Here is a 26070-nt window from a genome sequence, read left to right as displayed (position 1 = left end):
CTTCGGACGTAACGTCATTTAAGGCCGTTTTACAGAACTGTTACAGTAACATATTGCAACACTTGCGACATAATCCTGTGTCCTAGGCATCTTCCTGCTCAGCCTGCTCGGCCTCGGCCGCTTCGATTGCAACTTCCTGCGCCACTTCAAGTGCAACTGGCGAGGATGTTGGATACAGTGCCGACATTGTGCCGGTTTCGTCCACTGGAATCGAAGCCCGCTGTGTCGTTCGATACAAAGCGTAGAGTGCCATTGCGAGTAACAGTGCCGCAATAAAGAGAAAAAAGCCTGGTGGCCCGAATATGGCATCCCCCATCAACCAGCCGGTGATCACCGGCCCGGCAATTGCGCCCAGACCGTTGATAAACACCAGTCCGCCAGATGCCGCCGCCATATCCTCGTATTCAAGAAAGTCATTCGCATGCGCGATCAGCAATGAGTAGAGCGGGTTGGAGGTGCCGCCGATCAGGAAAGCCGAGGCAAGCAGAATTGGAAACGATCCCCCCATCATCATCGCGATCGTTGCGCCACCGGCACCGGCGAGCGCCACAAGCAGGATCAGAAAGCGGCGATCCATACGGTCAGAGAACCAGCCCAAAGGGTATTGCAGAACCACTGCGCCGATATAAAACGCCGCAACGAAGGTTGAAATTTCAACAAGCGACAGCCCTGCCCGGGCGCCATACACCGCCGCCATGCCGAACTGCGCCGAAAACACGCCCCCCAGAAGAAACATGCCCACGCAGCCCAGCGGAGAGGTCTTCAGCAATTCCTTCAGGGTCATCGGTTTGGTGGTGTCAAAGGCTGGTGTCGGCGAGATCGACAGCAAAATGGGTGCGAAGGATACCGAAACCAGGATCGAGGCGATCACAAAGGTCTCATAACCGGCCGGGTCGCCGACCAGAACAAGCGCCTGCGCACTGATGATCCCCGTCATCTGGACGATCATATAGAGCGACAGCGCCTGCCCGCGATTTTCATTGCTGGCCGCATTGTTGAGCCAGCTTTCGGCGGTGACATAGACGCCAGAAAAACAGAACCCGATCACCACCCGGCCCAATGCCCACGCGATCGGGTCTGCCAGCATCGGATACATGATCATCACGGCCGAGATGAACGACGCAAGGGCCGCAAAGACCCGCACATGGCCAACGCGCCGGATCATCTCGGGCGCAAGGCGTGAACCGCCCAGAAAACCCAGGAAATAGGCCGACATGACAAAAGACATCTCGAGGGTCGAAAAGCCTTCGATCTCACCCCGCACACCCAGAATCGTGCCCTGAAGGCCGTTTCCGACCATCAGCAACCCCATGCCGAGCAGCAGCGCCCATGCGCTGGAAAGGACCTGAATCATTGGGGCCTCCGACTAATGCCAACCTGATTTTAGTGTCGTTCTGCGATCAAAGACCGCCTACGTCGCGCTTGTCTACGACATTCCCGATCCGTGATGCCGTATACGCGCCCTTCAGGGGATCAAAAGCGACGCGTCGCCATAAGAAAAGAACCGATATTTTCGTGCTATGGCATGCGTGTAGATATCGCGCATCCGATCCTGCCCCATCAATGCCGATACCAGCATGAGCAACGTGGATTTCGGCAAATGAAAATTGGTCATCAATGCGTCAGTGACATGGAATTCGAAACCGGGATAGATGAAGATATCCGTGTCGCCTTCCCAGGGTTCGATCTTTCCTGACCTTGCCGCGCTTTCGATCAGGCGCAGAGCGGTTGTCCCCACCGGGATCACACGCCCGCCAGCCGCCTTGGTTGCCTGTATCTGGGCCGCGGCCTCGGGGCTTACCTGCCCCCATTCAGCATGCATCTTGTGGGTTGTGACATCCTCAACCTTGACCGGAAGAAAAGTGCCTGCCCCCACATGCAGCGTCACATGCGTGCAGCTTACACCTCGCTCGGCCAACGCCTTCATCAGCGCCTCATCGAAATGCAACGATGCGGTCGGGGCGGCCACGGCGCCGGAACGGTTTGCCCAGATGGTCTGATAGTCCGTTTTGTCACGTTCATCGGCCTGGCGCTTGGCTGCGATGTAGGGCGGCAGAGGCATTGCTCCGGCCTGATCCAGCGCCGCGTCGAAATCCTCGCCGCTGAGATTGAAGCGCAGATACGCCTGACCGTCGGCAACCCTGTCCAGGGTGGCGCTGAGATCATCCGAGAAGACAATCTCTTCCCCAAGTTTCACCTTTTTGAGCGGCTTGATCAACGCGGACCAGGTACCGTCGGCCTGCGGGTCCAGCAAGGTGGCCTCGATCCCGGCGGAAACCGGCCCCTGCGCGCTGTCGCGATGGCGCCGACCGTTCAGACGCGCCGGAATGACGCGGGTGTCATTCAACACCAGCCGGTCACCGGATCGCAGGAAATCGGGCAGGTTGAAGACATGGCTGTCCGTGATTGCATCCCCCTGCGCCACCAGCAGACGCGCAGAGGAACGCGGGCTGGCAGGCCGCGTGGCAATCAGGTCTTCAGGCAGGTGGAAGTCAAAATCGCTGAGTTTCATGCCCGCGCCTTACAACCCTGCATCAGATTCGGCCATATCCTGTCAGCGGTCACTTGGGGATGATCCGAATGTGCGTTTGGGTTCATCCGGTTTCTGAGGCACCGCGTTCGGACCATCCTGAACTTTGGGTGCCGGGGCACGCATCAGGTCGCGCAGGAACAGAGGTGCAAGACCGGACAACGGATTTACCGACACTTTGGGCGAGGCAAGCGGGCCGGTCAGCGTGTAGTTGAAGCCGAAGACGCCTTCGCCCTTGCGCGTGAAAACGCTGCCGACCGCGTTGAGGAGGTAAATTGGCGAGATCGCACCGCGCAGGTTCAGCATTCCGTTCACCGTATCGATGGTGCCGTCAAAAGACAGGCCCATGGATGGCCCGACGGCACTGCCGCTGAGCACCTTGATATCTGTCGGCGTGATCCGCATCCGGCTGTCGATTGCCGCAAAAAAGATACCCTGCCCCGCCATTTCATCCAACAGGCCCACAAGGCTGATGGCATTCAGCAAGGCCGCCATGGCCGGGGCGTCGGTGATCCGCGTGTTGGTGATTTTCAGCATCACGTCATAGCTGCCCGGTGCCGTCACAGGTTCGAGCTTGAGGTTCATTTCTCCGCCCCGCGCCTGTGTCAGAACCCCGGCCGATCGCAGCACGGCCCCTGCTTCTTGCGACGTCAGGTCAACGGCACTTCGGTTCCCTCTGGGGCTGACCTGCCCTCTGACCGGCGCACCGCCATTGACCCGCGCAGTGAAGTTCCCTTGTATGCCGCCGGTCGTCTGGAAAGCACCCCGGAACCCGGTCAGCGCGACGGTTTCCGTAACCTGAAGGCGATCCAGCGTCACGTCCAGTTTCGGCCCGGCACTGCCCCCGCCGCCCGATCCGCCGCTTTCGCCGAAACTCGCGCGGCCCATATCAAGGACGCCGCCAAGGACACGGATATCCGGCATGGCGCTCCCGCGCCCGATCAGCTCTGCCGGGACCGCCAGCCAGTCGCCCAGGTCAAAAGAAGTGAACCGAACCCGGTCAAATTCGCCGTTTTCACGAAACGTAATTGAGGCAGATGTGCGCAAACCCGCCGCATTCAAGCGCAGGCTATCCACCTTCAACTGCGATCCCAAAGTCGCTTCGGCCGTCAGAGAGCCGGTCGCGTCGGCCCCCTTTCTCCAACCAAGTTCGGGTATGGCCAGCGCGACACCCTGCAAATCGGACGTCACGGACAGCTTCGGGGCAACCCCGGCACCGAGCCCCAGGGTGATATCCGCAACCCCCTTGCCGGTCAGCATCCCCGGAGGCAGACCGGCGCCGATCTCGTCCATCAATCGCGGCGACAGCTCGATCTGACCGGTCAGGGTGCTTCGCTGTTCCGACTTGCCGTCTATCGGCTGCCGCCAGAGCGCCGTCAGCGGCACGTCCCCGAACTGCCCCTGCCCCTGAATCTGAACGCCGGACTGATCACCCGAAATATCCAGAAGATCGGCGCTGACATCAAAACCGGGCACCAAGCGGTCACTGAACAGGTTGGCCAGCCTGCCGTTGAAATGGAACTCGGTCTCGTCAAACTTGAGACCCTTTTTCAAGGGCAGGGAAAGGGTTCCCGCCAACGACACGGTTCCCTTCGCCACATCAACGGGCAACCCTGCCTTGCTGAGCAATTCCAGCGGAGGCCGGTCCAGCAATGACAACGCGGCCGTCACGCTGCCTTTGGCCTGGATGCGCGCAATCGCCGGCGCGGATTTCTTGATGTCCGTGTCGGGTATGATGAAGGACGTTCCCGATGCATCCACCGCACCACCGTCCTCCGCGATCACGACACCCTGCTGCGCAGTGACAGTGAACCTGCGGTTGATCAGGCTGGCCTGACCCTGCGCCCTTTCGATCGGCGGCAGCGTTTTGACAAATCGGACCTTCGCCTTCTCAAACCCGAAATCCAGATAGAGATCCGGTTTCGACCCGGGCAACAGGCGCAGGGCAAAGTCCATATCCGACAGAACCCCTTCGTACAGGTTTTTGGTCACCCACTCTCGCGGTTTCGGGGCCAGACGTTCGGGCCAGTACCCCAGAACCTTGTCCGACGTCATTTGGTCCAGATGTGCGTCCAGCTTGACGGCCCAGCCATCCGGCCGCCCGGTCAGGACACCAAAGGCACGCACCGTATGGCCCGGATCTTCGATGGTCATCTGACCCAGATGCAGCTGGAACGGGTTGAGGACCATCTTGAAATCCAGGCTGGCCCGCGAAAGCTGAATAGGTTGCGGAAACAGGTTTGCCGGGTTTACGTTGATACCGGACAACTGCAACTGCGCAGACAGGCTGTCCAGCACGCCATCTTCCGCACCTTCCAGAAACGCCTTCCCGTCAGCCTGCACCTCGCCCCAGGCCGAGACAACTGAAACTTCGTTGAAGTCCAGCACCTGCCCTTTGGGGTCATAAGTGAAATACGTGCGGGCAGATTCGAAGGGGACCGGGCGTGTTTCGGGGTTTGGCTGAACGGCCCCCGCCCCCAGATTCAGAGTTGCGTATACGGTTTCGATCGATCCTTTTTCATCGATTCCACCCCGCAAGGCACCCGAAATCGGGGCCCGCAGAACCTGCAACCAGGCAAGGGCGGGCGTTTGGCCCGCGATGTCCTCGGCTGGCAGGTCAGTGACCGAGATCCCGAATTGTGCGGCAGGTGTACCCAGAACGCTTGTGTAATTGGCCTCGATGGCACTGACATAGTCTCGCCCCGCCAGAACCGAAAACCCGGTCGCCAAGCGCACTTCGTTGCCGCTTCGGTTGGCTTGAATATGCCCGCCATCCAGGATCCAGGACCGCCCCTGCCGAAGATCGCGATAATCCAGCGTGATCGCATCAAACTCGACCGAGGTCAGCGCCGACAGGGCCGGAGACAGGAAGACCTGATCCGAAGCTGCGATAAGCTGCGCCAGGTTCGGGGCCTCCTGCACCGGTGCGCTGCCGGACCCGACCGTAAGACTCAGCGCCCCGTCCTTGTCCCGGGTCACGGCGATCTGCGCACCGCTCAGAATAATTCTTTTCGGGCGGACGTGCCCCCGCAACAAGGGGCGCATGGCCAGACTGGCGCGCATGTCGGACACCTGCGCAATTTGCCGACCCGCCGCGTCGCTGATGGCCACATCGGTCAGACGCAGGCGCGGCCGCCAACCCTCGTGAATGATGAAACTGACATCGCCAAACCGGATTTGCAGCCCGCCCAAAGCCTGCTCAAGCCGCGCCTCGACCCTGTCCCGCAGCCAGACGGGTGCGTGCATTCTTTGCCCGACAACCATGAAACCGGTGAACAGCGCCAGCAGCACCAGCACGAAAGCGCCGCGCATGGCCCACAGGCCAGCGGCCCGGCGGCGAGACCGACGGCGCACGGGCTTGTCCGCCTGTGCTCCGTCGTCGTCTTCGTGCTGCTTCAAATTGCTGTCCACGCCTTCCAACCCGCACGCGTTGCCCTATGATACCAGGCAGCCTTTAGAAACCTTCAGCGGAGTTTCCAATGCCCGACGTTTCAGACATCGCCCCTGACTTCACTTTGCCGCGCGACGGCGGCGGCGAGGTGACGCTTTCGGCGTTGCGCGGTAGCACCGTGGTTCTGTTCTTCTACCCCCGTGATGATACGCCGGGCTGCACCAAGGAATCCATCGGTTTCTCGGAACAACTTCAGGCCTTTGCGGATGCGGGTGCTCAAGTTTTCGGCATCTCGCGCGACAGCGTCGCCAAACATGACAAATTCGTCGCCAAGCATGGGCTGACAACACCGCTGTTGTCGGATGAGAACGCGACCGTCTGCGAGGATTACGGTGTGTGGGTCGAAAAGAACATGTACGGGCGCAAGTCGATGGGGATCGAGCGTTCCACCTTCATCATCGACCCGGAAGGCAAAATTGCCCGCGTTTGGCGCAAGGTCAAGGTTCCCGGTCACGTGGACGAGGTGCTGGAGGCCGTGCGGGCGCTGTAACGCCCTCGACCACGGTCGCCATCCGGTTTAAGAGCCACAGGATCAACCAGGCGGAGAATAATGGTGTCCAAATCGCTGACTCAGATGGCGACCGAAGTTCTTGCAACGGCGGAAGGTCGGGAAAAGACCGCCCTGTCCAAACAGCACGCCGCCGCGTGGTTTGCGTCGCGCAAGGGCGACGCACCGCCGATCGAGATCGGAACCGCGTCACCGCCGCTGCGACCCGCGCGCCCGGACCGGCCCGAACTCCTGTCTCCGCGCGAGGTGCCAAAGCGGAAGCCGGGCACCGAAGCGGGTCGCATCGCCCTGTTGCATGCCGTCGCGCATATCGAACTGAACGCCGTCGATCTGCATTGGGACATCATCGCCCGCTTTGGCCATGTGCCGATGCCGATCGGGTTTTATGACGATTGGGTGAAATGCGCCGAAGAGGAATCGCGCCATTTCGAGATGGTCTGCGATTGCCTTGAACAGATGGGCAGCCACTATGGTGCCTTGCCGGCCCATGCCGGAATGTGGCGTGCGGCCGAGGACACCGCAGACGACCTGATGGGACGGCTGGCGGTCGTGCCGATGGTGCTTGAAGCGCGCGGTCTGGACGTGACCCCCGGCATGATCGAGATCTTTCGCAAGGCCAGGGCCGAGCAGGCCATTGCCGCACTTGAGGTGATCTATGCCGAAGAAGTCGGCCATGTCGCCTATGGGTCCAAGTGGTTCCATTTCCTGTGCGGCCGGGAAAACGCCGACCCGAAGGATGTGTTTCACACTCTGGTGCGCCGGTATTTCCACGGTGTCCTGAAACCACCCTTCAACGAGGAAAAGCGGGCAGAGGCCGGGTTGCCACCGGACTTTTACTGGCCGCTGACCGAAGACCTGCCCGCGCCCGGCGAAATCACAAACTGACACCTCAGCATTGTTTTCGGCAATTTCCCGCCGATCTTTGGGGGGATTTCCACGCTGTTGGCGCCAGACTGATCAACAAACTTGCCCGAACGCTGCCTGCCCTTTATGCAATCGGCCCAAGGAGCGGCCGGCACTCACGACCGGGCCCGATCTTGGGGATGAGAGGTAGGACGCGTGCGAACACGTCTGGCAATAAAAATACACTCTGCACTTGAACGGTACTTTCCGGAACGCCGGGTTTTTCTGAAGTCTGACAAAGATACACGCTTTATCCGTCTCAGTTCGGAAACACAGGTGGTCGCGGTGGCCGGTGTTGCTGTCATGGTCGGATGGACTGCGGTGGCAACCGCCATTCTGCTGATGGACAGCATCGGTTCGGGCAATTTCCGGGAACAGGCGAAACGCGACCAGGCCACCTATCAGGAACGTTTGAATATCCTGTCCGCTGAACGCGACGCGCGTGCGAAGGAGGCCCTGGCCGCTCAGGATCGTTTCAACGCCGCGCTGGAACAGATTTCCGCCATGCAGTCCGAACTGCTGGCCTCGGAAAACCGCCGTCGCGAACTTGAGACGGGGATCGAAGTCATCCAGACCACGCTGCGCACGACCATGAAACAGCGGGAAGATGCGCGGGCGGAACTGGCGGCACTGAAGCAGGAAACCAGCAACGCTGACATGTACGTTGCTGCCTCCACCGCCCCGGTGCAGATGGCGTTCATGACGGACGCCCTGGCGCGCACGGCCGAGGAACGCGACCAGATCGCCGCCAACGCCCGAGAGGCACTGGACCAGCGCGATGATCTTGAGCTGGAAATCCGCCTTATGCAGGAACGCAGCGACGAGATTTTCCGCCAGCTGGAAGAAGCCATGGTGATCTCGGTCGAGCCTCTGGACAAGATGTTCCGTCAGGCGGGAATGCCGACAGACCGCATCATCGAAGAAGTCCGGCGCGGATACAGCGGTATGGGCGGTCCGCTGACCCCTTTATCCCTTAGCACGCGCGGCGAGGTCGAGGAGTTGTCCGCCGACGAAGCCCGCGCGAACACATTGCTGAAACAGATGGATCAGCTGAACCTGTATCGTCTTGCGGCGGAAAAAGCCCCCTTTGCCAACCCCGTACATTCGGCCGTGCGTTTCACCAGCGGCTATGGCAACCGGCGTGACCCCAAAACCGGTGGTCGCCGGATGCATAACGGGGTCGATTTTGCGGGGCCGCAAGGCACGGACATCTTTGCGACCGCAGACGGCGTCGTTACCCATGCAGGCTGGCAATCCGGTTTCGGGCGGCTTGTGAAAATCAAGCACGCATTCGGAATTGAGACTCTTTACGCTCATAACACCAAGATCAACGTGAAGGTTGGTCAAAGGGTCTCGCGCGGGGATCATATTGCTGATATGGGTAGCACCGGACGGTCGACCGGCACGCATCTGCACTATGAGGTGCGCGTGAACGGAAAACCCGTAAACCCAATGACTTACATCAAGGCTGCGAGAAATGTTTTCTAAAAGCAAAATCAACGAGCCCGCATCCAAGGCACCTGAGGCGGCCAAACCAGCCGCTCCGGCGACCCCAGCGGCCCCTGCACCGACCGAGTCGAAACCTGCCACCGCACCCAAGCCCAAGCCGCCTGCGTCGGTTCTGTCTTCGGATCTGCACATCACCGGCAATATCAAGACCTCCGGTGACATTCAGGTGGAAGGCACGGTTGAAGGCGACATCCGCGCCCACCTGCTGACCATTGGTGAATCGGCGACGATCAAGGGTGAAGTCACCGCAGATGACGTCGTGATCAACGGCCGCATCGTTGGTCGCGTGCGAGGCCTCAAGGTACGCCTGACGTCGACCGCACGCGTTGAAGGCGACATCATCCACAAGACCATCGCCATCGAAAGCGGTGCGCATTTCGAAGGGTCGGTACAGCGCCAGGACGATCCGCTGAACCCGGGCCGCAGCGCCAAAGCCGGATCGAACCCGGCGGCAGACGTCAAACAATAATTCGACCCTTGAGGTCAGACCGGAGACGCCGCAGGGAGACCCGCGGTGTCTCTTTTTTTGGGACCGCAGCCGTTGTCCGGGAAACTTGTTTTGATCCCGCCGGGATCACGTTAGGGTCGGGTCATGTTGATTTTCCTGACACTTGTTGCAGTGATCGCGGCAGGTCTGACCCTTTTCTTTTGGTCCAAACGACAGGCGCGTCATGCCCTGTTGGCCGCGCCGTTGACGGACAGTCAACGGCACCTTGTTGACGCTCAGGTCCCGATCTTGCGAAAGTTGCCGCAGGGCCTGCGCGCAAAGCTGGAAGGCAAGATCAACCTGTTCCTTGATCAGGTTGAATTCATCGGGTGCGACGGACTGGACGTTACCGAAGACATGCAACTGTCCATCGCCGCGCAGGCCTGCCTGCTGGTAGTGAATACCGAGCTTTGGTACGACAACCTGACCACCATCCTGATCTATCCCAGCGCTTTCAAATCCAGGCAGAGCCGGCACAGCGGCTATGTCGTCACCGAGAAGGAAATCGTGCGCACCGGGGAAAGCTGGAACCGCGGCCCGGTGATCCTGTCCTGGGCCCACAGCCAGCGCGGGGCCATGAACGATCATGATGGTCAGAATGTTGTGTTTCACGAATTTGCCCATCAGATCGACGACCTGACCGGGTCGGCCAACGGGGTGCCCTTACTTAGCGACGACCAAAGCTTTTCGGAATGGGAAGCCGCGTTCCTGACAGCCTATGACACGCATGTACGCGCCGTTGAATCCGGGCAGCCAACCGTAATCGACCCCTATGGCGCGGAAGGGCACGAGGAGTTTTTCGCCGTTTCGGTCGAAGTGTTCTTTGAGCGGCCAAAGGCCCTGCGCAGGTCGGACCCGGAGGTTTACAAGCAACTGTCCAAGCTGTTTCACTTGGATCCTTCTCAATGGCACTAAAGGTTTTTCGCCCCCTGTTGCGCGGGCGTCGGGAAAATTCCCCGTTCAGCTCAATTTAACAAAAGTTAATTTATGAATTACACTTAAGCGCATTGCATTGTGGAGGAAATTTCATGTCATCAAAACTACTGGCCGAGTTCTTCGGCACCTTCTGGCTGGTTCTCGGAGGTTGCGGCAGTGCCGTATTGGCAGCGGGCGTTGCGGATGTCGGCATAGGGTGGCTTGGCGTGTCCTTCGCCTTCGGCCTGACGGTTCTGACAATGGCCTACACGGTTGGCCATATCTCGGGCGGGCACTTCAATCCGGCGGTCAGCCTGGGTTTGATGATCGGCGGACGGTTTCCGGCAAAGGATCTGCTGCCCTACTGGATCGCTCAGGTCATCGGCGCCATCGCCGCCGCTGTGGTTTTGTACCTGATCGTCAGCGGCGCGCCCGAGTTCACCGGCGTCGGAGGATTTGCGTCAAACGGATATGGCGAGGCCTCACCCGGCGGGTATTCCCTGATGTCCGCTCTGGTGATCGAGATCGTGATGACCGCTTTCTTCATCCTGATCATTCTGGGCGCAACCTCGGACAAGGCACCGGCGGGTTTCGCCCCCATCGCGATTGGTCTGGGATTGACCTTGATCCACCTGGTATCAATTCCGGTCACCAACACTTCGGTCAACCCGGCCCGGTCCACAGGCGTCGCCCTGTTTGCCGACGGACCTGCCCTGTCGCAGCTGTGGCTGTTCTGGGTGGCCCCGCTGATTGGCGGCGCGATCGGAGCGCTCATCTGGAAAGCGATGTCACCGGACGATTGATACGCTTGCAACCAACCATAAAAAAGCCCGGCGTTTTGAGGAGCGCCGGGCTTTTTCATTTCACTCGGTAACGGTGACTTTTTTCATCACGTCGGGCTGGCCCGTAACTTCTCCGTTCTGGCCTGCGCCCCGCTTGATCGCATCCACCACGTCCATACCGTCGGTCACCTGACCGACCACGGTATATTCACCGTCAAGAAACGGGCCGGGTTCGAACATGATGAAGAACTGCGAATTGGCTGAATCCGGGTTCTGCGACCGGGCCATGCCGACCACGCCACGATCAAAGGTCACGTCAGAGAACTCTGCCGGCAGATCCGGGCGGTCTGATCCGCCACGCCCGGCATACCGCATGTCAAAGCCGTCCGCGGTGGAATTGCCGTATTGAACATCGCCGGTCTGGGCCATGAAGCCTTCGATCACGCGGTGGAACACCACGCCATCATACTTGCCATCCGCAGCCAGCGCCGTGATCTGTTCCACATGCTTGGGCGCGACATCCTCGAACAGGTCGATGGTGATCGTGCCATTGGCCCCTTCCCCTTCGACCTCGATCTGCAAACCGCTGGCCAGCGCCGGGCTTGCCAGCAAAGCAAAGGCGGCGGCGAACCTATACATCTGCGGCCACCTTGACGCTGATCATGCGGTCCGGGTTTGCAGGCGGTTCGCCACGTACGATCGCGTCCACATGCTCCATGCCTTCGATGACGCGGCCATAAACGGTGTACTGGCCGTTCAGGAAATGGTTGTCCTTGAAGTTGATGAAGAACTGAGAGTTGGCCGAATCCGGGTTCTGCGACCGGGCGGCGCCCAAAGTGCCGCGATCATGGGGCAGCTTGGAAAACTCTGCCGGAACGTTCGGCAGTGACGAACCGCCGGTTCCTGCCATACGCAGGTTGAACCCATCTTCCATATCGCCATGCTGCACGTCGCCGGTTTGCGCCATGAAACCGTCGATCACACGGTGGAAGGCCACGTTGTCGTACTGTCCGTCGCGGGCCAGTTCTTTCATCCGCGCGCTGTGCAAAGGCGCCACATCCGGCAGCAGCTCGATGACGACATTGCCGTCTTTCAGCTCGATGATGATTGTGTTTTCGGGATCCTTGATCTCGGCCATGAGGCCCTCCTGTCGTTTATCTTGCGCAAATACCTATGACGCACGCGTACGAATGCCAAGTGACGCATTGACCTGAGGGCAAATTGCAGGAAAAGAACCGCCTAAATCATTTGCAAATGACGAGGATCGCACAATGGGCTGGAAAACGCTGGACGATATGGACCTGAACGGCAAACGCGTTCTGGTGCGTGTGGATATCAATGTGCCGGTCGTGGATGGCGTAGTTACCGACGCCACCCGCATCCAGAGAATCGTGCCCACTGTGCGCGACATTCTGGCCGCAGGCGGCAAGCCGATCCTTCTGGCCCATTTCGGTCGCCCCGGAGGCGAGCGGCGCGAAAACCTGTCGCTCAAGCAACTGGTTCCGACCCTCGAAAGCGCTTTTGGCACCAAAGTCCTGTTTGCTGCCGACTGTGTCGGAACCGAGGCCGAACTGGCGGCACAGGCGTTGCAGCCCGGCCAGGTGCTGTTGCTCGAGAACACGCGTTTTCACGGGGCGGAAACCAAGAACGATGCCGATCTGGCCGCAGGTATGGCCAGGCTGGGTGACGTGTATTGCAACGACGCGTTTTCAGCGGCGCACCGGGCCCACAGCTCGACCGAGGCCATCGCGCGCCTGCTGCCCGCTTGTGCCGGTCGTTTGATGCAGGCCGAGTTGCAGGCACTGGAAAGCGCGTTGGGCGCGCCCAAACGCCCGGTAACCGCAGTTGTGGGCGGTGCCAAGGTCTCGACCAAGCTGGAACTGCTGGGCAACTTGATCGACAAGGTCGATTATCTGGTGATCGGTGGAGGCATGGCGAATACATTCCTCGTCGCACAGGGCATCAGTGTTGGTAAATCACTGGCCGAAACCGCGATGAAAGACACTGCCGCCGAAATCCTCGCCAAAGCCAAAGGCACCGGCTGTCAGATCGTTCTGCCGCGTGACGTCGTGGTGGCCGAAACGTTTGAAGCCAACGCCCCTCATCAGGTCCTGCCCGCAGATCAATGCCCCGAGGATGGCATGATCCTGGACGCTGGCCCCGAAAGCGTGGCCGCGATCATCGAGATATTCGACAAAAGCAAAACCCTGATCTGGAACGGTCCGCTGGGTGCGTTCGAACTGGAACCGTTTGACGCCGCCACCAATGCTGCCGCCTTGAAGGCGGCCGCGCTCAGCCGTTCGGGCCAGCTGATCTCGGTCGCCGGGGGTGGAGACACGGTCGCGGCCCTGAATGCGTCGGGTGCCGCCAAGGACTTCACCTACATCTCGACCGCAGGTGGTGCATTCCTGGAATGGATGGAAGGCAAGACGCTGCCCGGTGTCGCGGCGCTGGATCAATAGGCGTCACTTACCGTTTTTGATCGCCTGATAGGGTTCATGGTATTATCCCCTTTTGAACGGGGGATTTTACCGTGAAGCCAATTTACCTTCTTGTCCTTTCCATCCTGCCCTGCTCTGCCGCAGCTCAAACCAGTTGCGGCGGTCAGACCCAACTTGACGCCAATTTCTGCGCCAAAGAACAATGGGAAATCGCTGATCGTGAACTCAACCAGCTGTGGGCACAGATCAAACCCGCAGCCGATGCGCGCGGCGACGGTGATGCTCTTCTGACCGAACAACGCGCCTGGCTGAAAGCCCGAGACGCAACCTGCGAAAAAGAACTGTCGGGCGGCGGCAGCGCTGCCCCGATGTTCTACTGGACCTGCATGAAAGAGCAGACCGAGGCACGAAACCAGGCGCTGCAAGCGTGGCGCTCATCTGTACCAGAGCGCGCATAAAATACTGATGAAAAAATCGAATCAGGGGATTCACAACCCGAATCACCTGTGACATAGTGCGTTCAGATGTCCGCAAAGGGCACGTTTTTGAGGCAAGTTTTCATACGGCGGTAAACAGAGTGTCCCGTTCCCATCGGCCCGGTTTGGGCTCAATCGTCTTCTTCTCGGTGGCTTTCATGCTTGGTGTGTATTTCACCTTTGCCGCCGTGCAGGGTGACTATGGCCTGTTTCGGCGGGTCGAAATCGCTGCGGAACGGGACGCCCTGTCACACGACCTGGAAAAACTGAATGCCCAAATCGCCGAATTGGAAAACCTGACCCGCCGCCTGTCTGATACCTATCTGGATCTCGACCTGCTCGATCAGCAGGCGCGTTCGGTTCTTGGCATGATCCGGGCGGATGAAATCGTGATCCGCTGATCCTTTTCGGGTGCCTTAATTCTTCGATACATCGTTGCACCGCTTTGCATTTCAGCTCAGCCGCGCCGCGCCGACGCTGCGTCACATTTCCCCTCGCCAGAAAGCCCCAAATGCTTTATGAGATAGTTTAACGCTAAACTATCTTGCCGAAAGGGGGAGATCGCCACTATGGCTGCGCGAAAAACCACAAAGAAACCAAATGTTTCTGCGGAAGAACTCAAGACATACTACCGCGAGATGCTTCTGATCCGTCGATTCGAGGAAAAGGCGGGCCAACTTTACGGCATGGGTCTGATCGGCGGGTTCTGCCACCTTTACATAGGACAAGAGGCGGTTGTTGTTGGGCTCGAAGCGGCAGCTCAGGACGGCGACAAGCGGATCACCTCTTATCGGGACCACGGCCATATGCTGGCCTGTGGCATGGACCCAGGCGGCGTGATGGCCGAACTGACCGGGCGCGAAGGCGGCCTGTCCAAGGGCAAGGGCGGTTCGATGCACATGTTCTCGAAAGAGAAGCATTTCTATGGTGGCCATGGCATCGTTGGCGCGCAGGTTCCGCTGGGTGCCGGTCTGGCCTTCGCCGACAAATACAAGGAAACCGGCGGCGTGACCTTTACCTATTTCGGCGACGGTGCCGCAAACCAGGGTCAGGTCTATGAGACGTTCAACATGGCCGCCCTGTGGGATCTTCCCGTGGTTTTCGTGATCGAGAACAACCAATACGCCATGGGCACAGCGCAGGCGCGTTCGACCTCGTCACCCGATATTTACGTGCGCGGTGAAGCCTTCGGCATCCCCGGCGAGATCGTCAACGGAATGGACGTGCTGGCCGTCAAAGCTGCTGGTGAAAAGGCCGTTGCCCACTGCCGCGCCGGCAAGGGCCCTTACATTCTTGAGGTCAAGACCTACCGCTATCGCGGCCACTCGATGTCTGACCCGGCCAAATACCGCACCCGCGAAGAGGTTCAGAAAGTCCGCGAACAAAGCGACCCGATCGAACATGTGCGCGAGCTGCTTCTGACCGGCAAACACGCGACCGAGGATGACCTGAAGGCGATCGACAAGGAAATCAAAGAGATCGTCAATCAGGCCGCCGAATTCTCGAAAGAAAGCCCCGAGCCCGCCGTTGAAGAGCTCTGGACCGACATTTACGCCTGAGAGGACGAATAAGACATGGCAACCGAAATTCTCATGCCCGCCCTTTCACCCACGATGGAAGAGGGCACGCTGGCCAAATGGCTGGTCAAGGAAGGCGACACCGTCTCCAGCGGTGACATCCTGGCCGAAATCGAGACCGACAAGGCGACAATGGAATTTGAAGCTGTCGACGAGGGTATCGTCGGCAAGATCCTGATCGCCGAAGGCACCGAAGGGGTCAAAGTGAACACCCCGATTGCGGTTCTAGTCGAAGAAGGCGAAGACGCCTCGGCCCTGCCCACGGCTGCACCCGCAGCCGCAGCGGTGGCCGAAGCCGCCCCTGCGGCGGTCGAGGCCCCCGCTCCTGCCGCTGCGGCCCCGGCCGCTCCGGTGGTGGATCTGTCGCCCGACTGGCCCGCAGATGCCGAGATGAAATCCGAAACCGTTCGCGAAGCGCTGCGTGACGCGATGGCCGAAGAAATGCGCAACGACGAAGACGTCTATCTTATGGGCGAGGAAGTCGCCGAATATCAGGGCGCCTACAAGATTTCCCAGGGTCTTCTGGACGAGTTCGGGCCGAAGCGCGTGATCGATACACCGATCACCGAGCACGGCTTTGCGGGCATCGCCGTGGGGTCGGCCTTTGGCGGTCTGAAGCCGATCGTCGAGTTCATGACGTTCAACTTCGCCATGCAGGCGATCGACCAGATCATCAACTCGGCCGCCAAGACGCTTTATATGTCCGGTGGCCAGATGGGCTGCCCCATCGTGTTCCGCGGCCCCAACGGCGCCGCCGCCCGCGTCGCGGCCCAGCACAGCCAGGACTATGCCGCCTGGTACATGCAGATCCCCGGCCTGAAAGTCGTCATGCCCTATTCGGCGGCTGACGCCAAAGGATTGCTGAAATCAGCCATCCGCGACCCAAACCCGGTGATCTTCCTGGAGAATGAGATCCTCTACGGTCGCTCCTTCGACATGCCACAGGTGGACGACCTGACCATCCCGCTGGGCAAGGCGCGTATCTGGCGCGAAGGCTCGGACGTGACCATCGTCAGCTTTGGCATCGGAATGCAATACGCGCTGGAAGCCGCAGACAAGCTGGCCGAAGAGGGCATCAGCGCCGAGGTCATCGACCTGCGCACCATCCGCCCGATGGATACCGGCGCGATCATCAACTCGGTGATGAAGACCAACCGTCTGGTGACAGTTGAAGAAGGTTGGCCGCAAGGCTCGGTCGGCAGCTACATCTCGTCCGTCGTGATGCAGGAAGCGTTCGACTATCTCGACGCGCCGGTCATCAACTGCACCGGCAAGGACGTTCCGATGCCCTACGCCGCAAACCTCGAAAAGCTGGCGCTGATCACTACGGACGAGGTGATCGAAGCCGTCAAACAAGTGACCTACCGGTAAGGAGCGACAGACAGATGCCCACCGAAATTCTGATGCCCGCCCTTTCACCGACCATGGAGGAAGGCACGCTTGCAAAATGGCTGGTCAAGGAGGGCGACACCGTCTCCTCCGGCGACCTGCTGGCCGAGATTGAAACCGACAAGGCCACGATGGAGTTCGAAGCCGTCGATGAAGGCATCGTCGGCAAGATCCTGGTTCCTGAAGGCACCGAAGGGGTCAAGGTGAACACCCCCATCGCCGTGCTGCTGGAAGATGGCGAAAGCGCCGATGACATCGCCGCGGCCCCGGCCAAGGCACCCGAGGCTGCCTCCGCAGCCGACGCGGGCAACGAGGCCGCCGCCCCTGCGGCGTCCGAGGCGCCCGCCCCTGCCCCCGCGCCGGCCGCTCCGGTCAAGGCGGATGGCGGTCGCATCTTTGCTTCTCCTCTGGCACGACGGATCGCCGCTCAGAAAGGACTCGATCTGGCACAGATCACAGGCTCTGGCCCGCATGGCCGCATCGTCAAGGCGGATGTCGAAGGCGCGACGGCCACTGCGTCGCCCCCTGCCCCGGCAGCCACCGCAGCCGCACCTGCGACTGCGCCGGCGGCGGCCTCAGGACCGTCCGCGGATATGGTCGCGCGGATGTATGAGGGTCGTGAATACGAAGAGATTCAGCTCGACGGCATGCGCAAAACCATCGCTGCGCGTCTGGGCGAGGCCAAACAGACCATCCCGCATTTCTACCTGCGCCGTGACATCAAGCTGGATGCACTGCTGAAGTTCCGCAGCCAGTTGAACAAGCAGTTGGAAGGCCGTGGCGTGAAACTGAGCGTCAACGACTTCATCATCAAGGCCGTCGCCAACGCGTTGCAGCAGGTTCCGGCCTGCAACGCCGTCTGGGCGGGCGACCGCGTGCTGCAACTCAAGCCATCGGACGTGGCCGTCGCGGTCGCGATCGAGGGCGGGTTGTTCACCCCGGTTCTTCAGGACGCCGACATGAAATCTCTGTCTGCTCTGTCGACCGAGATGAAGGACCTCGCCGCCCGTGCCCGCGAGCGCAAGCTGGCACCGCATGAATACCAGGGGGGCACGTTTGCCATCTCGAACCTGGGTATGTTCGGCATCGACAATTTCGACGCCATCGTGAACCCGCCTCACGCCGGTATTCTGGCGGTGGGTACAGGCGTGAAAAAGCCGGTTGTCGGGGATGATGGAGAACTGACGGTGGCGACCGTAATGTCTGTTACCATGTCCGTCGATCACCGCGTCATCGACGGCGCGTTGGGGGCAGAACTGCTCAAGGCTATTGTCGACAACCTGGAAAACCCGATGGTCATGCTGGCCTGAGGATCCGAATAACGCCCGTGCCCCGGACAGCCGGGGCGCGGGCAGCCTCAAGTCTTGGCGCTGAATTGAACTTGCGTGATCGGGGCACCGATTGCCAAGCAGAAAGCCGCTCAGGCCAGACGGCAAGAGCTTCGCAAACAAAATCGGGAAGAACGGCGGCGAAGCGGCTGGACAAACGCGCCAACCGCTCTCGCTGAGCTGTTACTGATCCTTGCCCAGCATATGATCCATCGAGATCGAAGGCTGGTCGCACCCGGCTTCACCAACGATCTTGGCGGGGATACCGGCGACCGTCTTGCAGGGCGGCACCTCTTGCAGCACCACCGAACCGGCCGCGATGCGGCTGCAATGGCCAATGGTGATATTGCCCAGCACCTTGGCCCCGGCGCCGATCAGAACACCGTCTCCGATTTTTGGATGACGGTCTTCTTCTTCCTTGCCGGTTCCGCCCAGTGTCACCGAGTGCAGCATCGACACGTTGTCGCCAACCACTGCCGTCTCGCCAATCACGATGGAATGGGCATGGTCGATCATGATGCCCTTGCCGATTTTGGCTGCCGGGTGAATGTCGATCCCGAAAATCTCGGATGAGCGCATCTGGAAGAAATAGGCCAGATCATAGCGCCCCTTGCGCCACAACCAATGGGCCACGCGATATGCCTGCATGGCCTGATACCCTTTGAAATAAAGGATCGGCTGCAACAACCGATGACAGGCCGGGTCACGTTCGTAAACGGCCATAAGGTCCGCGCGGGCGGCTTCGAGCAAACCCGGATCGTCGGCATATGCCTCATCCACGACTTCACGCAGGACCATCATCGACATTTCGTTCGAGCACAGCTTGGCCGCCACCCGATATGAAAGCGCGCGTTCAAGGCTGCGGTGATGCAGGATACAGGCGTGCACGAGTCCCCCCATGAGGGGTTCTTTCTCGACGGCCGCATGGGCCTCGGATGTGATACGGTTCCAGACCGGATCAACCGGTGTCACATGGCTGCGCTTTTCGAACATGGCTTTGATCCTTTGCTGCGCCTAGAATGCCATTTAGTGGCAAAAAGACCAAACGCAAACCCATGATCGGTCATGTAACGAAAATGAATGAGTCAGAGCGCACCCATTTCGAAACACGAATTCGCGAACGATTGGCGGAATTGCAAGAGGTGTCAGCCTCGGGACAGCAGGCTCAGGCCATAGTCGAACTGGATCAACAGGCCGTTGGACGGCTGAGCCGCATGGATGCGCTGCAAAACCAGGCCATGGCCAAGGCACAGCAGGCCAATCGCGATGTGGAAACACGCCGGCTCCTGGCCGCGTTGGAACGGCTTGAATCGAGCGAGTTCGGATATTGCGAGGACTGCGGCGAGCGTATTCCGGATGGGCGGCTGACTCTGGATCTGGCCGCCAGCAAATGCGTCAGCTGCGCGTCCGGCTAGCCTGAAATCTGGCAAGCTGGTGCAGAACCATCTCAAAACACTGACAATATTGCAGATCGTCAAACCCGGGTTCATCTGCCAGTGTCCTGTTTCGCGCAACGGCCATGAGTGAACCATTGCCGTAAACCGGGTGGAGCTTGCCGGTGCGCTCCAAATGCCTGTCCGCCAATTCCGCCTCGTGGATCATCCGCACACACAAAGCCCCCCTGTCCGGCTGCGGCACGGCCAGCAAGGCGCGCGCCGCAGCACTGACATCCCCATGCAGAACCGGCCGCATCAGGCAGCGTGCCCAACCGCAAGACGCGACCAAGCACCCGGTCCGAATACAGCAGATACCTGGGCCACTTCGACCTCATAGCCCCCAGACAGACCATCCGCCGCTTTCATGGCTGTCGAATAGGTCCACCTTGGTTGGGATGTCAGTTCTTCACGCAGAACGGTTCCACCCGCAATGACACGGACCAGATAGGATTCGCTTTCTTCGCCCAGGGGGATCTCCAGCCCCGACCAGTCATCCGCATCCGTTCGGGCACGTCGAATCCACGTAAGCTCATCCCCGGCGGCACCAGACCGAACCCGCATGTGCACAGGCGCGTAGGGGCGCAATCCGTTGCCTGCAAACGAGGCAATCAGGTGTTGATAGGACGGATCATCATAGCCGCGGGTCGCAGGCCCAATGCGATAGTGTTTGGCAAGACGTCTTTCGTTTCGCAGCAGGCTGATCTGCTGCACCCTGTCATTGAGCAGAACGAATACTGATCCATCCGGCCATACATCAGGCATCAAAGCGTCTGTTCCCAGTTGACCCCTGAGCCGCCCGGACAATGCGTATACATCCGGGGCCTCGAGCGCCGCGTCAGAGAACTGAAAAACTTCCCAGTTACCGGGTGTTCCGTCACCGATTGCAGCCAGATTGACGCCATTCATCACCGAGCTGCGCGGGCGGGATTCCAACTGACCTGCAAGCAGTTTGACCTTCAAGGCAGGGCCCTCATCCCAGACACCGACACTGGCGCGTCTCAGCGGTGTTTCGGTCACGCCGACCACGGCCCGCTGGGCAATGACGTCGCTCAGGCGATAGCTATCGTCGCTGGACGAGGAATAGACCGCTGCCGCCCCGGGCCATGGGTCTCCGGTAACGGCCAGATAGGGCGCGTGAGGGGCCTCGGCCCCCGTGATCAAGGGCAGATCCAGAAAGACCGGCAGAACGGGGACCGGCGCGGCATAGGGTTTGACCGTTGCCGGGTCGTCATTCAATTCGGACGCCTTGTACACGCCCTGTTCGATCCGGACCGCTTCAACCAGTTGCAGGTCAGCGGATTCCAACCGGTCAATCCGGTAAACCGGCCCGGTTTCAGCGTCTGTCAAACGAACCAGATCCCCTGCCCCCAGGTGCATTTGAGACGGCGGAAGCGCAAACCGAACCGTATCGCGGGAAACTCTGGCTTCGCTCAACCAGCGTTCGGCTGTTTGCCGCCCCTCGGTGCGGGTCATGGACAGGGGCATCTCATTCACCGATACGGAATGGGTGCGATCATCGGGCAAAACCGCCTCTTCCGCGACGACATCATGATCCGCGTCCGACTGAACAAAGCGCAGACGAACGCGCCCGGTCATTTCGGCCTCGGCCTCACGCCGGTGTTCGACCGTCCCTTCAAGATCGCTGCTGATCGCCAGATGATCGGGGTTCAAGGCAACTGCGCCATACCCGTCGCGCATCTGGAACCTCAACACTCCGTCCCTTTCGATCGCATCAAACCCATAGCGCAGCATCAGCGGCTGCAAAGCGGAACGGGCGTTCGTCACGTCTTCGATGACATACCCGCGGACCACACCGTACAGACCAGAAACGTCTATATCCGTGACACCTGCGCCGTAGCAGATTTCGGTCACCACGGAGGCCAACGTACGAGATCCGGACCGACCGTTCAGCCAGTGCCCTCTGGGATAGTTCTCGCCATCGTCCCACTGGCTTTTCAGGTTAGGAAAGGTCGGAAACGGACGGGTATCCCATGCCCAGACATACGCGTTTGCCATGTCCAGCATCGGCGCACCGTAGATGTCCGAGGTCGGATTGACCTTCGGATCATTCCAATAGCCAAGCATCGCCGTCAGATACTGAACCTGAATGAAGTCGTCGCGCAGCCCGTTTGAATACGCGGGCAACAGCGATTCCGATGATTTCGGGTCCAGGAATTTGTTTGGCTGGTTCGTGCCTTTGTCGATTGCCGCGCACCCCAACTCGGTGAACCAGATCGGTTTCGAGCCGGGCACCCAATCGGTCGGGTTGGGTTGACGCACGCCTCCGACCCGTTCGTGATGCGGATTCGACCACCAGTTGCGCAGGTCCTTGTATCGCCAGATCCACGGCTCGTCATGCCCCTGATCCTCGATCGGAGTCCTGATCTGCGCTTCCGCCTCTTCCGGAGAGGCGTAATACCAGTCATACCCTTCACCGCCTTCGATATTGCTGCGAAGATACCCCAGGTCGTATATCGAAGGCGCGCCGGCCTCGGCGTCCAGATGGTGTTCACCGTCGCGCCAATCGGACAACGGCATGTAGTTGTCGATGCCGATGAAATCGATGTTGTCGTCCGCCCAAAGAGGGTCGAGGTGAAAATACCTGTCGCTGGTGCCCTGTGGCTGGTATCCGAAATACTCGCTCCAGTCCGCTGCATAGCCGATTTTCGTGTCCGGCCCCAGAATCTGACGGACCTCGGCCGCCAAGGCGCAAAGCTGCGCAACGGCCGGAAAGCCCGAAGCCCCCCTGATCTGGGTCAGGCCACGCATCTCGGACGAGATGCAGAATGACGAGACCCCGCCGGCAGCCTTGCACAGCATGGCATAGTGCAGAATGAAACGCCGCAGGCCCCATTCCTGAGGGCCGGAATATGTGATGATTTCTTTGGCCGTGACTCCGCTGTCCCCCAGCAGCCCGCCAAAGGTACCGCCCCCGGAGACCCAGGTTAAACCGGTATCCCCTCTGTCGTCGGGCCGACCACCCGGTCTGGGCCTGACCAGACCACCCGAGCCACCGCCGGTGCCGCCCGATCCGTTCGTATCCTGGTTGATCGCAAAATCCTGCGCTCGTGCTGTTCCGAAGAACGCGGCGACCTGTGCATCGGCCGCGGCCGTCTGGTCCACAGAACCCGGACGCCCCGGCGCCACATCCAGGGTGATCCGCCCACGCCACGGCAGGTGAGGCTGACTTGACGCATCCGACCAGGGGTCAGGCAGCCCATTCCCCGGCAATTGCTCCATCAGGATGAATGGGTAAAACATCACCCGCTTGCCGGATTGGTTCAGATGCCGGATCGCCTCGACCACGGCCGCATCCGCCGGAGTCCCCCCATAGACCGGGCGGCCGTTCTGTCGCACCACAAGCCCGGCGCCGCTTCGGGCCTGATCAGATACGATCCAGGGCATATCGCTGCTGTCGATTTCACGCTGTTCGATCTTGGGCCGAATTTCGCATTGCCCGCATCTCAGATCATCGCCGAACCACGACACCACCAATGATGCGGCATCACAATTGGGCAACTCGCTTTCCAGCGCTCGGGTCGAGGAGACAAGATCCGAGGTGCCGGACGCGGAATGTGCGTTGGCAGGCCAGCTTTTACCAGATTGTGAATAATTCACCTGAGAGCTGGCCAGAGCATATTCTCCGGTCCCCGGTATCATGGCGACCCCGCGCACGACCTGAGGCAATGCACTGTCATGATCCGGCATGTCCCGCTGCGTGGGGCGAACAACTTCGAATGAAAACTGCGGCACCCGGTTGCCGAAAGCGCCGAGCGGGAAGTCCTCGATCACGACATAGGCGGTTCCGCGATACGCTGGAACTGTTCCCGCGCCTTCAATCGCCTCGATCAGCGGGTCCGGCAACTGATCCCACGTACCATAGTAAACCCGCATGTTGAGGCTGGAACGATCTTGTTCTTCTCCATCCGCCCAGATGCGCGCGACATCGGCAATCTCACCAGCGCCGACCGCAATCGCCAGCGAAATCGAGTAACTGTACGTGACGGTAGTCACCTCAGGGGTCTTGGGTTTCCCCTTGCCACCCCCGCCACCACCCTCTGTGGTGGTCGTCTGGGTCTCGAGAAAATCCGAAGCCCAAATGACCTGACCACCCACACGCATACGGCCAAACACGGTGGTCACCGGCGCACCTTCGCCGGTTTCCGTCAACCGAAACCGATCCATGCGGCCGGTTTCGACGACTTCACTGCCACTGCCCATTACGGACTGGTTAAAGAACTTCTGGTCAAGGACCCGCCCGACCGTCGCACCGACGGCCCGACCGATAACTGCGGTTGAAAGGCCCGCGACCGTGCCCCCTATCGAACCGCCCAGCGCGGCCCCGGCTGCAGAAAGAAGAATAGTGGCCATCAATGCATCTCCATCGGGAATTCGAAACAGGAAACGATACGGCGGTACCACGGCCTGCTCAGTGCGTTTTCCACCACGCCGTGGCCGGAATACGCGTGAATAAAACGCGGCTCGGGTTGCGTGGTACTGACGATGCCCAGGTGTTTGGCGACGCTTGTGTCGCGCATCCGAAACAGCAGAACGTCCCCCGATGCCATCTTGCCTATTGGTTTTTCGACCAGATGCCGCCTGGCAGCCACCCACATCCGTTCCTCACCCTGCGGTTCGGACCAGTCCATGCTGTAGGCCGGAACAGATTCAGGTTCCCGCCCGATCACGGCGCGCCAAACGCCCCGCAACAGGCCCAGACAATCCGCACCGGCACCTTTGGTCGAGGCCTGATGCACATAAGGCGTTCCAAGCCATTCGCGCGCCTCTGTCACGATATCCTCTCTACGTATTGTCACCGTAAGCTGCCTCCGCTATTGGCTTTGCTTTTCTTGGGAACAGCCATGACCCAGTCTTCGCCCGGAAGATCTGGAAACCCTTGAAAATTCAAAAAGTTGTTGAACTTGAACTGGCAGGTTTCCATGCGCTTGTCGCATCCTGCCCGCAGCTTCACACTGTCGCCGATCGCCAGGCTTGCCCCGAAGCCGGACCAAAGCGTGATCTCCCGCCCGGTTGCCGTCTGCCTGTCGTTCTTGATCGAAGACCACAACCCCTTGGCAGAACCGGACAAAACATCCACGCGTCCCCGTTCGAACCAGCCTTCTTCAATGGTCTGGCCTCCTGCAACATGCAGAAGAGTGCCGCCATCGAAACCCGAGATCACACCGTCGAACCAATAGCCCGGCGTGTCAGTGTTGAACCGGCAGGCCCGATCCCCCAACACAGCCGTGCAAGGCTTTTGGTAAACGCGCCCCAAAGGGCGGTTCAGCAAGTCGGTCAGGCCACGCAATTCCGCATGGAACGCGCCGCCAGAGCGGCGCAACTCACCAATTGAACCCCGGAACTGAAGGACGCGTTGATCCAGATCTGTCCAGTTGACCAACCAGGCGCGCACCTCGGCCCCGTCAAAACGCCCCGCTTCGATATCCTCGTCGCGAATGGCCGCATCAGACAGGGCGCCCATCGTTTCCGTGTTGTCGATGGACAGGCCCGTAGCCTGCTCGATGGCAGCGGCCGTCAGACCGGTACTGGCCTTGAAGGTCAACCCGTCAAAACTCAGCTCCATGTCGTGGTCGGTGAAACCGTATTCCTGACCGTCCGTGCGTTTGATCGCCCAACAGCGGCAGACCGTTGTCAACCCGCTTTGCAGATGCGCGTGCAGGCCCTGTATATCTTCAGCCATCAGATGCGCACCTCGACCACTGGAACGTTCGGTACGTCGCCGGCCTGGAAACTGGCAACACTGGTCTGGATTTTGTCGGTGTCAAAACGCACCGGCACATCAAACTCAAAACCCGCGGTGATATCGACTTCTTCCGGCGGCGGGTCCGCAAACGTGACCTTGCCCGTCGTCGGATCAACGTCAAAATCCACGCCCTCGCGGACCTCATCCTGATCCAGCCCCAGACGCACCGTCCCCAATACCGGTTTCACGATGGGGCGCGCATAGCTTACTCCGCCCGATTGGTAGGTCTTGATCAACTGGAATTCAGTGCGTGTTCCGTCGCCTTTGGCGATCACCTGATCTCCGAAACTGGTGTCCGCCGAGGCCTTGCCGGATTTGAAATCCGACCAGTCTTTCCAGCGAAAGCCGAACATCTGGCCCTGCCGTGCTTCGAAGAAGGAAATCAATGTCTCGATATCGTCCAGCGAACGCATCCCCAACCCCGCATCATATCGGCGGCGCGAATGGGCCCAGGGCGTGTTGCGCTCTTCAAAACCATTGGCCAGCGTCACGATGTCCGTGCGCCGTTCCGGGCCGCCGACCGAGCCAAAGCTCAGGCTGGCGGGAAATCTCACCTCGTGGAAATTCATCAGCT

General features: G+C 60.0%; 24 protein-coding genes. 13 read left to right on the top strand and 11 right to left on the bottom strand.

The window, feature by feature from the left end:
* Nucleotides 1-82: 82 nt before the first annotated feature.
* From ACR0DJ_RS05070 to ACR0DJ_RS05060, 3 genes are all read right to left on the bottom strand, one after another.
* Nucleotides 83-1354, bottom strand: a complete 1272-nt coding sequence (locus tag ACR0DJ_RS05070; protein WP_170343962.1) for an MFS transporter — start codon at nt 1352-1354, stop codon at nt 83-85.
* A 111-nt stretch (nt 1355-1465) separates the two neighbouring features.
* Nucleotides 1466-2512, bottom strand: a complete 1047-nt coding sequence (queA, locus tag ACR0DJ_RS05065) for a tRNA preQ1(34) S-adenosylmethionine ribosyltransferase-isomerase QueA (protein ID WP_480684085.1) — start codon at nt 2510-2512, stop codon at nt 1466-1468.
* 42 nt (nt 2513-2554) lie between these two features.
* Nucleotides 2555-5941 (bottom strand): YhdP family protein, encoded by a 3387-nt coding sequence (locus tag ACR0DJ_RS05060; protein ID WP_480686230.1) that lies wholly within the window; start codon nt 5939-5941, stop codon nt 2555-2557.
* A 68-nt stretch (nt 5942-6009) separates the two neighbouring features.
* Here ACR0DJ_RS05060 and ACR0DJ_RS05055 point away from each other — a divergent pair, with 68 nt between their 5' ends.
* The 6 genes from ACR0DJ_RS05055 (at nt 6010) to aqpZ (ending at nt 11106) form a co-directional block, all read left to right on the top strand.
* Complete coding sequence (locus ACR0DJ_RS05055; protein WP_170343959.1) at nt 6010-6471, top strand: peroxiredoxin; 462 nt, start codon at nt 6010-6012, stop codon at nt 6469-6471.
* Nucleotides 6472-6555: 84 nt separating this feature from the next.
* The gene (locus ACR0DJ_RS05050; RefSeq protein WP_374041621.1) at nt 6556-7374 is read left to right on the top strand and encodes a ferritin-like domain-containing protein; all 819 of its coding nucleotides are present in this window, start codon (nt 6556-6558) and stop codon (nt 7372-7374) included.
* A gap of 174 nt (nt 7375-7548) precedes the next feature.
* Nucleotides 7549-8880, top strand: coding sequence for a DUF5930 domain-containing protein (locus ACR0DJ_RS05045; protein ID WP_170343957.1), 1332 nt, complete (start codon nt 7549-7551; stop codon nt 8878-8880).
* The gene (locus tag ACR0DJ_RS05040) at nt 8870-9370 is read left to right on the top strand and encodes a bactofilin family protein (protein WP_117868644.1); all 501 of its coding nucleotides are present in this window, start codon (nt 8870-8872) and stop codon (nt 9368-9370) included. Before ACR0DJ_RS05045 ends, ACR0DJ_RS05040 begins: the two co-directional genes overlap by 11 nt.
* Nucleotides 9371-9493: 123 nt before the next feature.
* A complete protein-coding gene (locus tag ACR0DJ_RS05035) occupies nt 9494-10303 on the top strand; it encodes a M90 family metallopeptidase (RefSeq protein ID WP_480684081.1) in 810 nt (269 codons plus the stop codon).
* A gap of 113 nt (nt 10304-10416) precedes the next feature.
* Nucleotides 10417-11106 (top strand): aquaporin Z, encoded by a 690-nt coding sequence (gene aqpZ / locus ACR0DJ_RS05030; RefSeq protein ID WP_257598927.1) that lies wholly within the window; start codon nt 10417-10419, stop codon nt 11104-11106.
* Between the two features lie 60 nt (nt 11107-11166).
* Here aqpZ and ACR0DJ_RS05025 read toward each other — a convergent pair whose 3' ends face one another.
* Nucleotides 11167-11724, bottom strand: a complete 558-nt coding sequence (locus ACR0DJ_RS05025) for a peptidylprolyl isomerase (protein WP_257598928.1) — start codon at nt 11722-11724, stop codon at nt 11167-11169.
* Nucleotides 11717-12223, bottom strand: a complete 507-nt coding sequence (locus ACR0DJ_RS05020) for a peptidylprolyl isomerase (RefSeq protein WP_170343953.1) — start codon at nt 12221-12223, stop codon at nt 11717-11719. Before ACR0DJ_RS05020 ends, ACR0DJ_RS05025 begins: the two co-directional genes overlap by 8 nt.
* A gap of 133 nt (nt 12224-12356) precedes the next feature.
* Here ACR0DJ_RS05020 and ACR0DJ_RS05015 point away from each other — a divergent pair, with 133 nt between their 5' ends.
* From ACR0DJ_RS05015 to ACR0DJ_RS04990, 6 genes are all read left to right on the top strand, one after another.
* Nucleotides 12357-13547, top strand: a complete 1191-nt coding sequence (locus ACR0DJ_RS05015) for a phosphoglycerate kinase (protein ID WP_480684080.1) — start codon at nt 12357-12359, stop codon at nt 13545-13547.
* A 71-nt stretch (nt 13548-13618) separates the two neighbouring features.
* Nucleotides 13619-13984 carry a lysozyme inhibitor LprI family protein gene (locus tag ACR0DJ_RS05010; RefSeq protein WP_480684078.1) on the top strand — a complete coding sequence of 122 codons (366 nt, stop codon included), beginning with the start codon at nt 13619-13621 and terminating at the stop codon, nt 13982-13984.
* Nucleotides 13985-14103: 119 nt separating this feature from the next.
* Nucleotides 14104-14403: an FtsB family cell division protein gene (locus ACR0DJ_RS05005; protein WP_170343950.1), complete on the top strand. Its 300-nt coding sequence runs from the start codon at nt 14104-14106 to the stop codon at nt 14401-14403.
* Nucleotides 14404-14571: 168 nt separating this feature from the next.
* A complete protein-coding gene (gene pdhA, locus ACR0DJ_RS05000; RefSeq protein ID WP_171328037.1) occupies nt 14572-15561 on the top strand; it encodes a pyruvate dehydrogenase (acetyl-transferring) E1 component subunit alpha in 990 nt (329 codons plus the stop codon).
* Between the two features lie 15 nt (nt 15562-15576).
* Nucleotides 15577-16950 carry a pyruvate dehydrogenase complex E1 component subunit beta gene (locus ACR0DJ_RS04995; protein ID WP_170343948.1) on the top strand — a complete coding sequence of 458 codons (1374 nt, stop codon included), beginning with the start codon at nt 15577-15579 and terminating at the stop codon, nt 16948-16950.
* 14 nt (nt 16951-16964) lie between these two features.
* Entirely contained in the window at nt 16965-18278 is a 1314-nt protein-coding gene (locus ACR0DJ_RS04990) for a pyruvate dehydrogenase complex dihydrolipoamide acetyltransferase (protein ID WP_480684075.1), read from the top strand.
* A 201-nt stretch (nt 18279-18479) separates the two neighbouring features.
* On the opposite strand, the gene cysE is transcribed toward ACR0DJ_RS04990, so the two are convergent.
* The gene (cysE, locus tag ACR0DJ_RS04985; protein ID WP_170343946.1) at nt 18480-19289 is read right to left on the bottom strand and encodes a serine O-acetyltransferase; all 810 of its coding nucleotides are present in this window, start codon (nt 19287-19289) and stop codon (nt 18480-18482) included.
* A gap of 83 nt (nt 19290-19372) precedes the next feature.
* Here cysE and ACR0DJ_RS04980 point away from each other — a divergent pair, with 83 nt between their 5' ends.
* Nucleotides 19373-19711: a TraR/DksA family transcriptional regulator gene (locus tag ACR0DJ_RS04980; RefSeq protein ID WP_480684073.1), complete on the top strand. Its 339-nt coding sequence runs from the start codon at nt 19373-19375 to the stop codon at nt 19709-19711.
* Here the strand turns inward: ACR0DJ_RS04980 and ACR0DJ_RS04975 are convergent.
* From ACR0DJ_RS04975 to ACR0DJ_RS04955, 5 genes are read right to left on the bottom strand one after another with little or no spacing between them, the layout of a single operon-like run.
* Nucleotides 19692-19988: a DUF7742 family protein gene (locus ACR0DJ_RS04975; protein WP_425078449.1), complete on the bottom strand. Its 297-nt coding sequence runs from the start codon at nt 19986-19988 to the stop codon at nt 19692-19694. The genes ACR0DJ_RS04980 and ACR0DJ_RS04975 overlap by 20 nt on opposite strands.
* Nucleotides 19988-24103 (bottom strand): baseplate multidomain protein megatron, encoded by a 4116-nt coding sequence (locus tag ACR0DJ_RS04970; protein ID WP_480684072.1) that lies wholly within the window; start codon nt 24101-24103, stop codon nt 19988-19990. Before ACR0DJ_RS04970 ends, ACR0DJ_RS04975 begins: the two co-directional genes overlap by 1 nt.
* Nucleotides 24103-24549 carry an NlpC/P60 family protein gene (locus ACR0DJ_RS04965; RefSeq protein ID WP_170343943.1) on the bottom strand — a complete coding sequence of 149 codons (447 nt, stop codon included), beginning with the start codon at nt 24547-24549 and terminating at the stop codon, nt 24103-24105. The genes ACR0DJ_RS04970 and ACR0DJ_RS04965 overlap by 1 nt, the downstream gene beginning before the upstream one ends.
* Entirely contained in the window at nt 24546-25433 is an 888-nt protein-coding gene (locus tag ACR0DJ_RS04960; protein WP_480684070.1) for a DUF2163 domain-containing protein, read from the bottom strand. Before ACR0DJ_RS04960 ends, ACR0DJ_RS04965 begins: the two co-directional genes overlap by 4 nt.
* Entirely contained in the window at nt 25433-26065 is a 633-nt protein-coding gene (locus ACR0DJ_RS04955; protein ID WP_425078452.1) for a phage distal tail protein, Rcc01695 family, read from the bottom strand. The genes ACR0DJ_RS04960 and ACR0DJ_RS04955 overlap by 1 nt, the downstream gene beginning before the upstream one ends.
* Nucleotides 26066-26070 lie beyond the last annotated feature (5 nt).

The organism is Ruegeria sp. BF10 (assembly GCF_056538725.1).
This window is presented reverse-complemented; position numbering and strand designations above follow the sequence as displayed.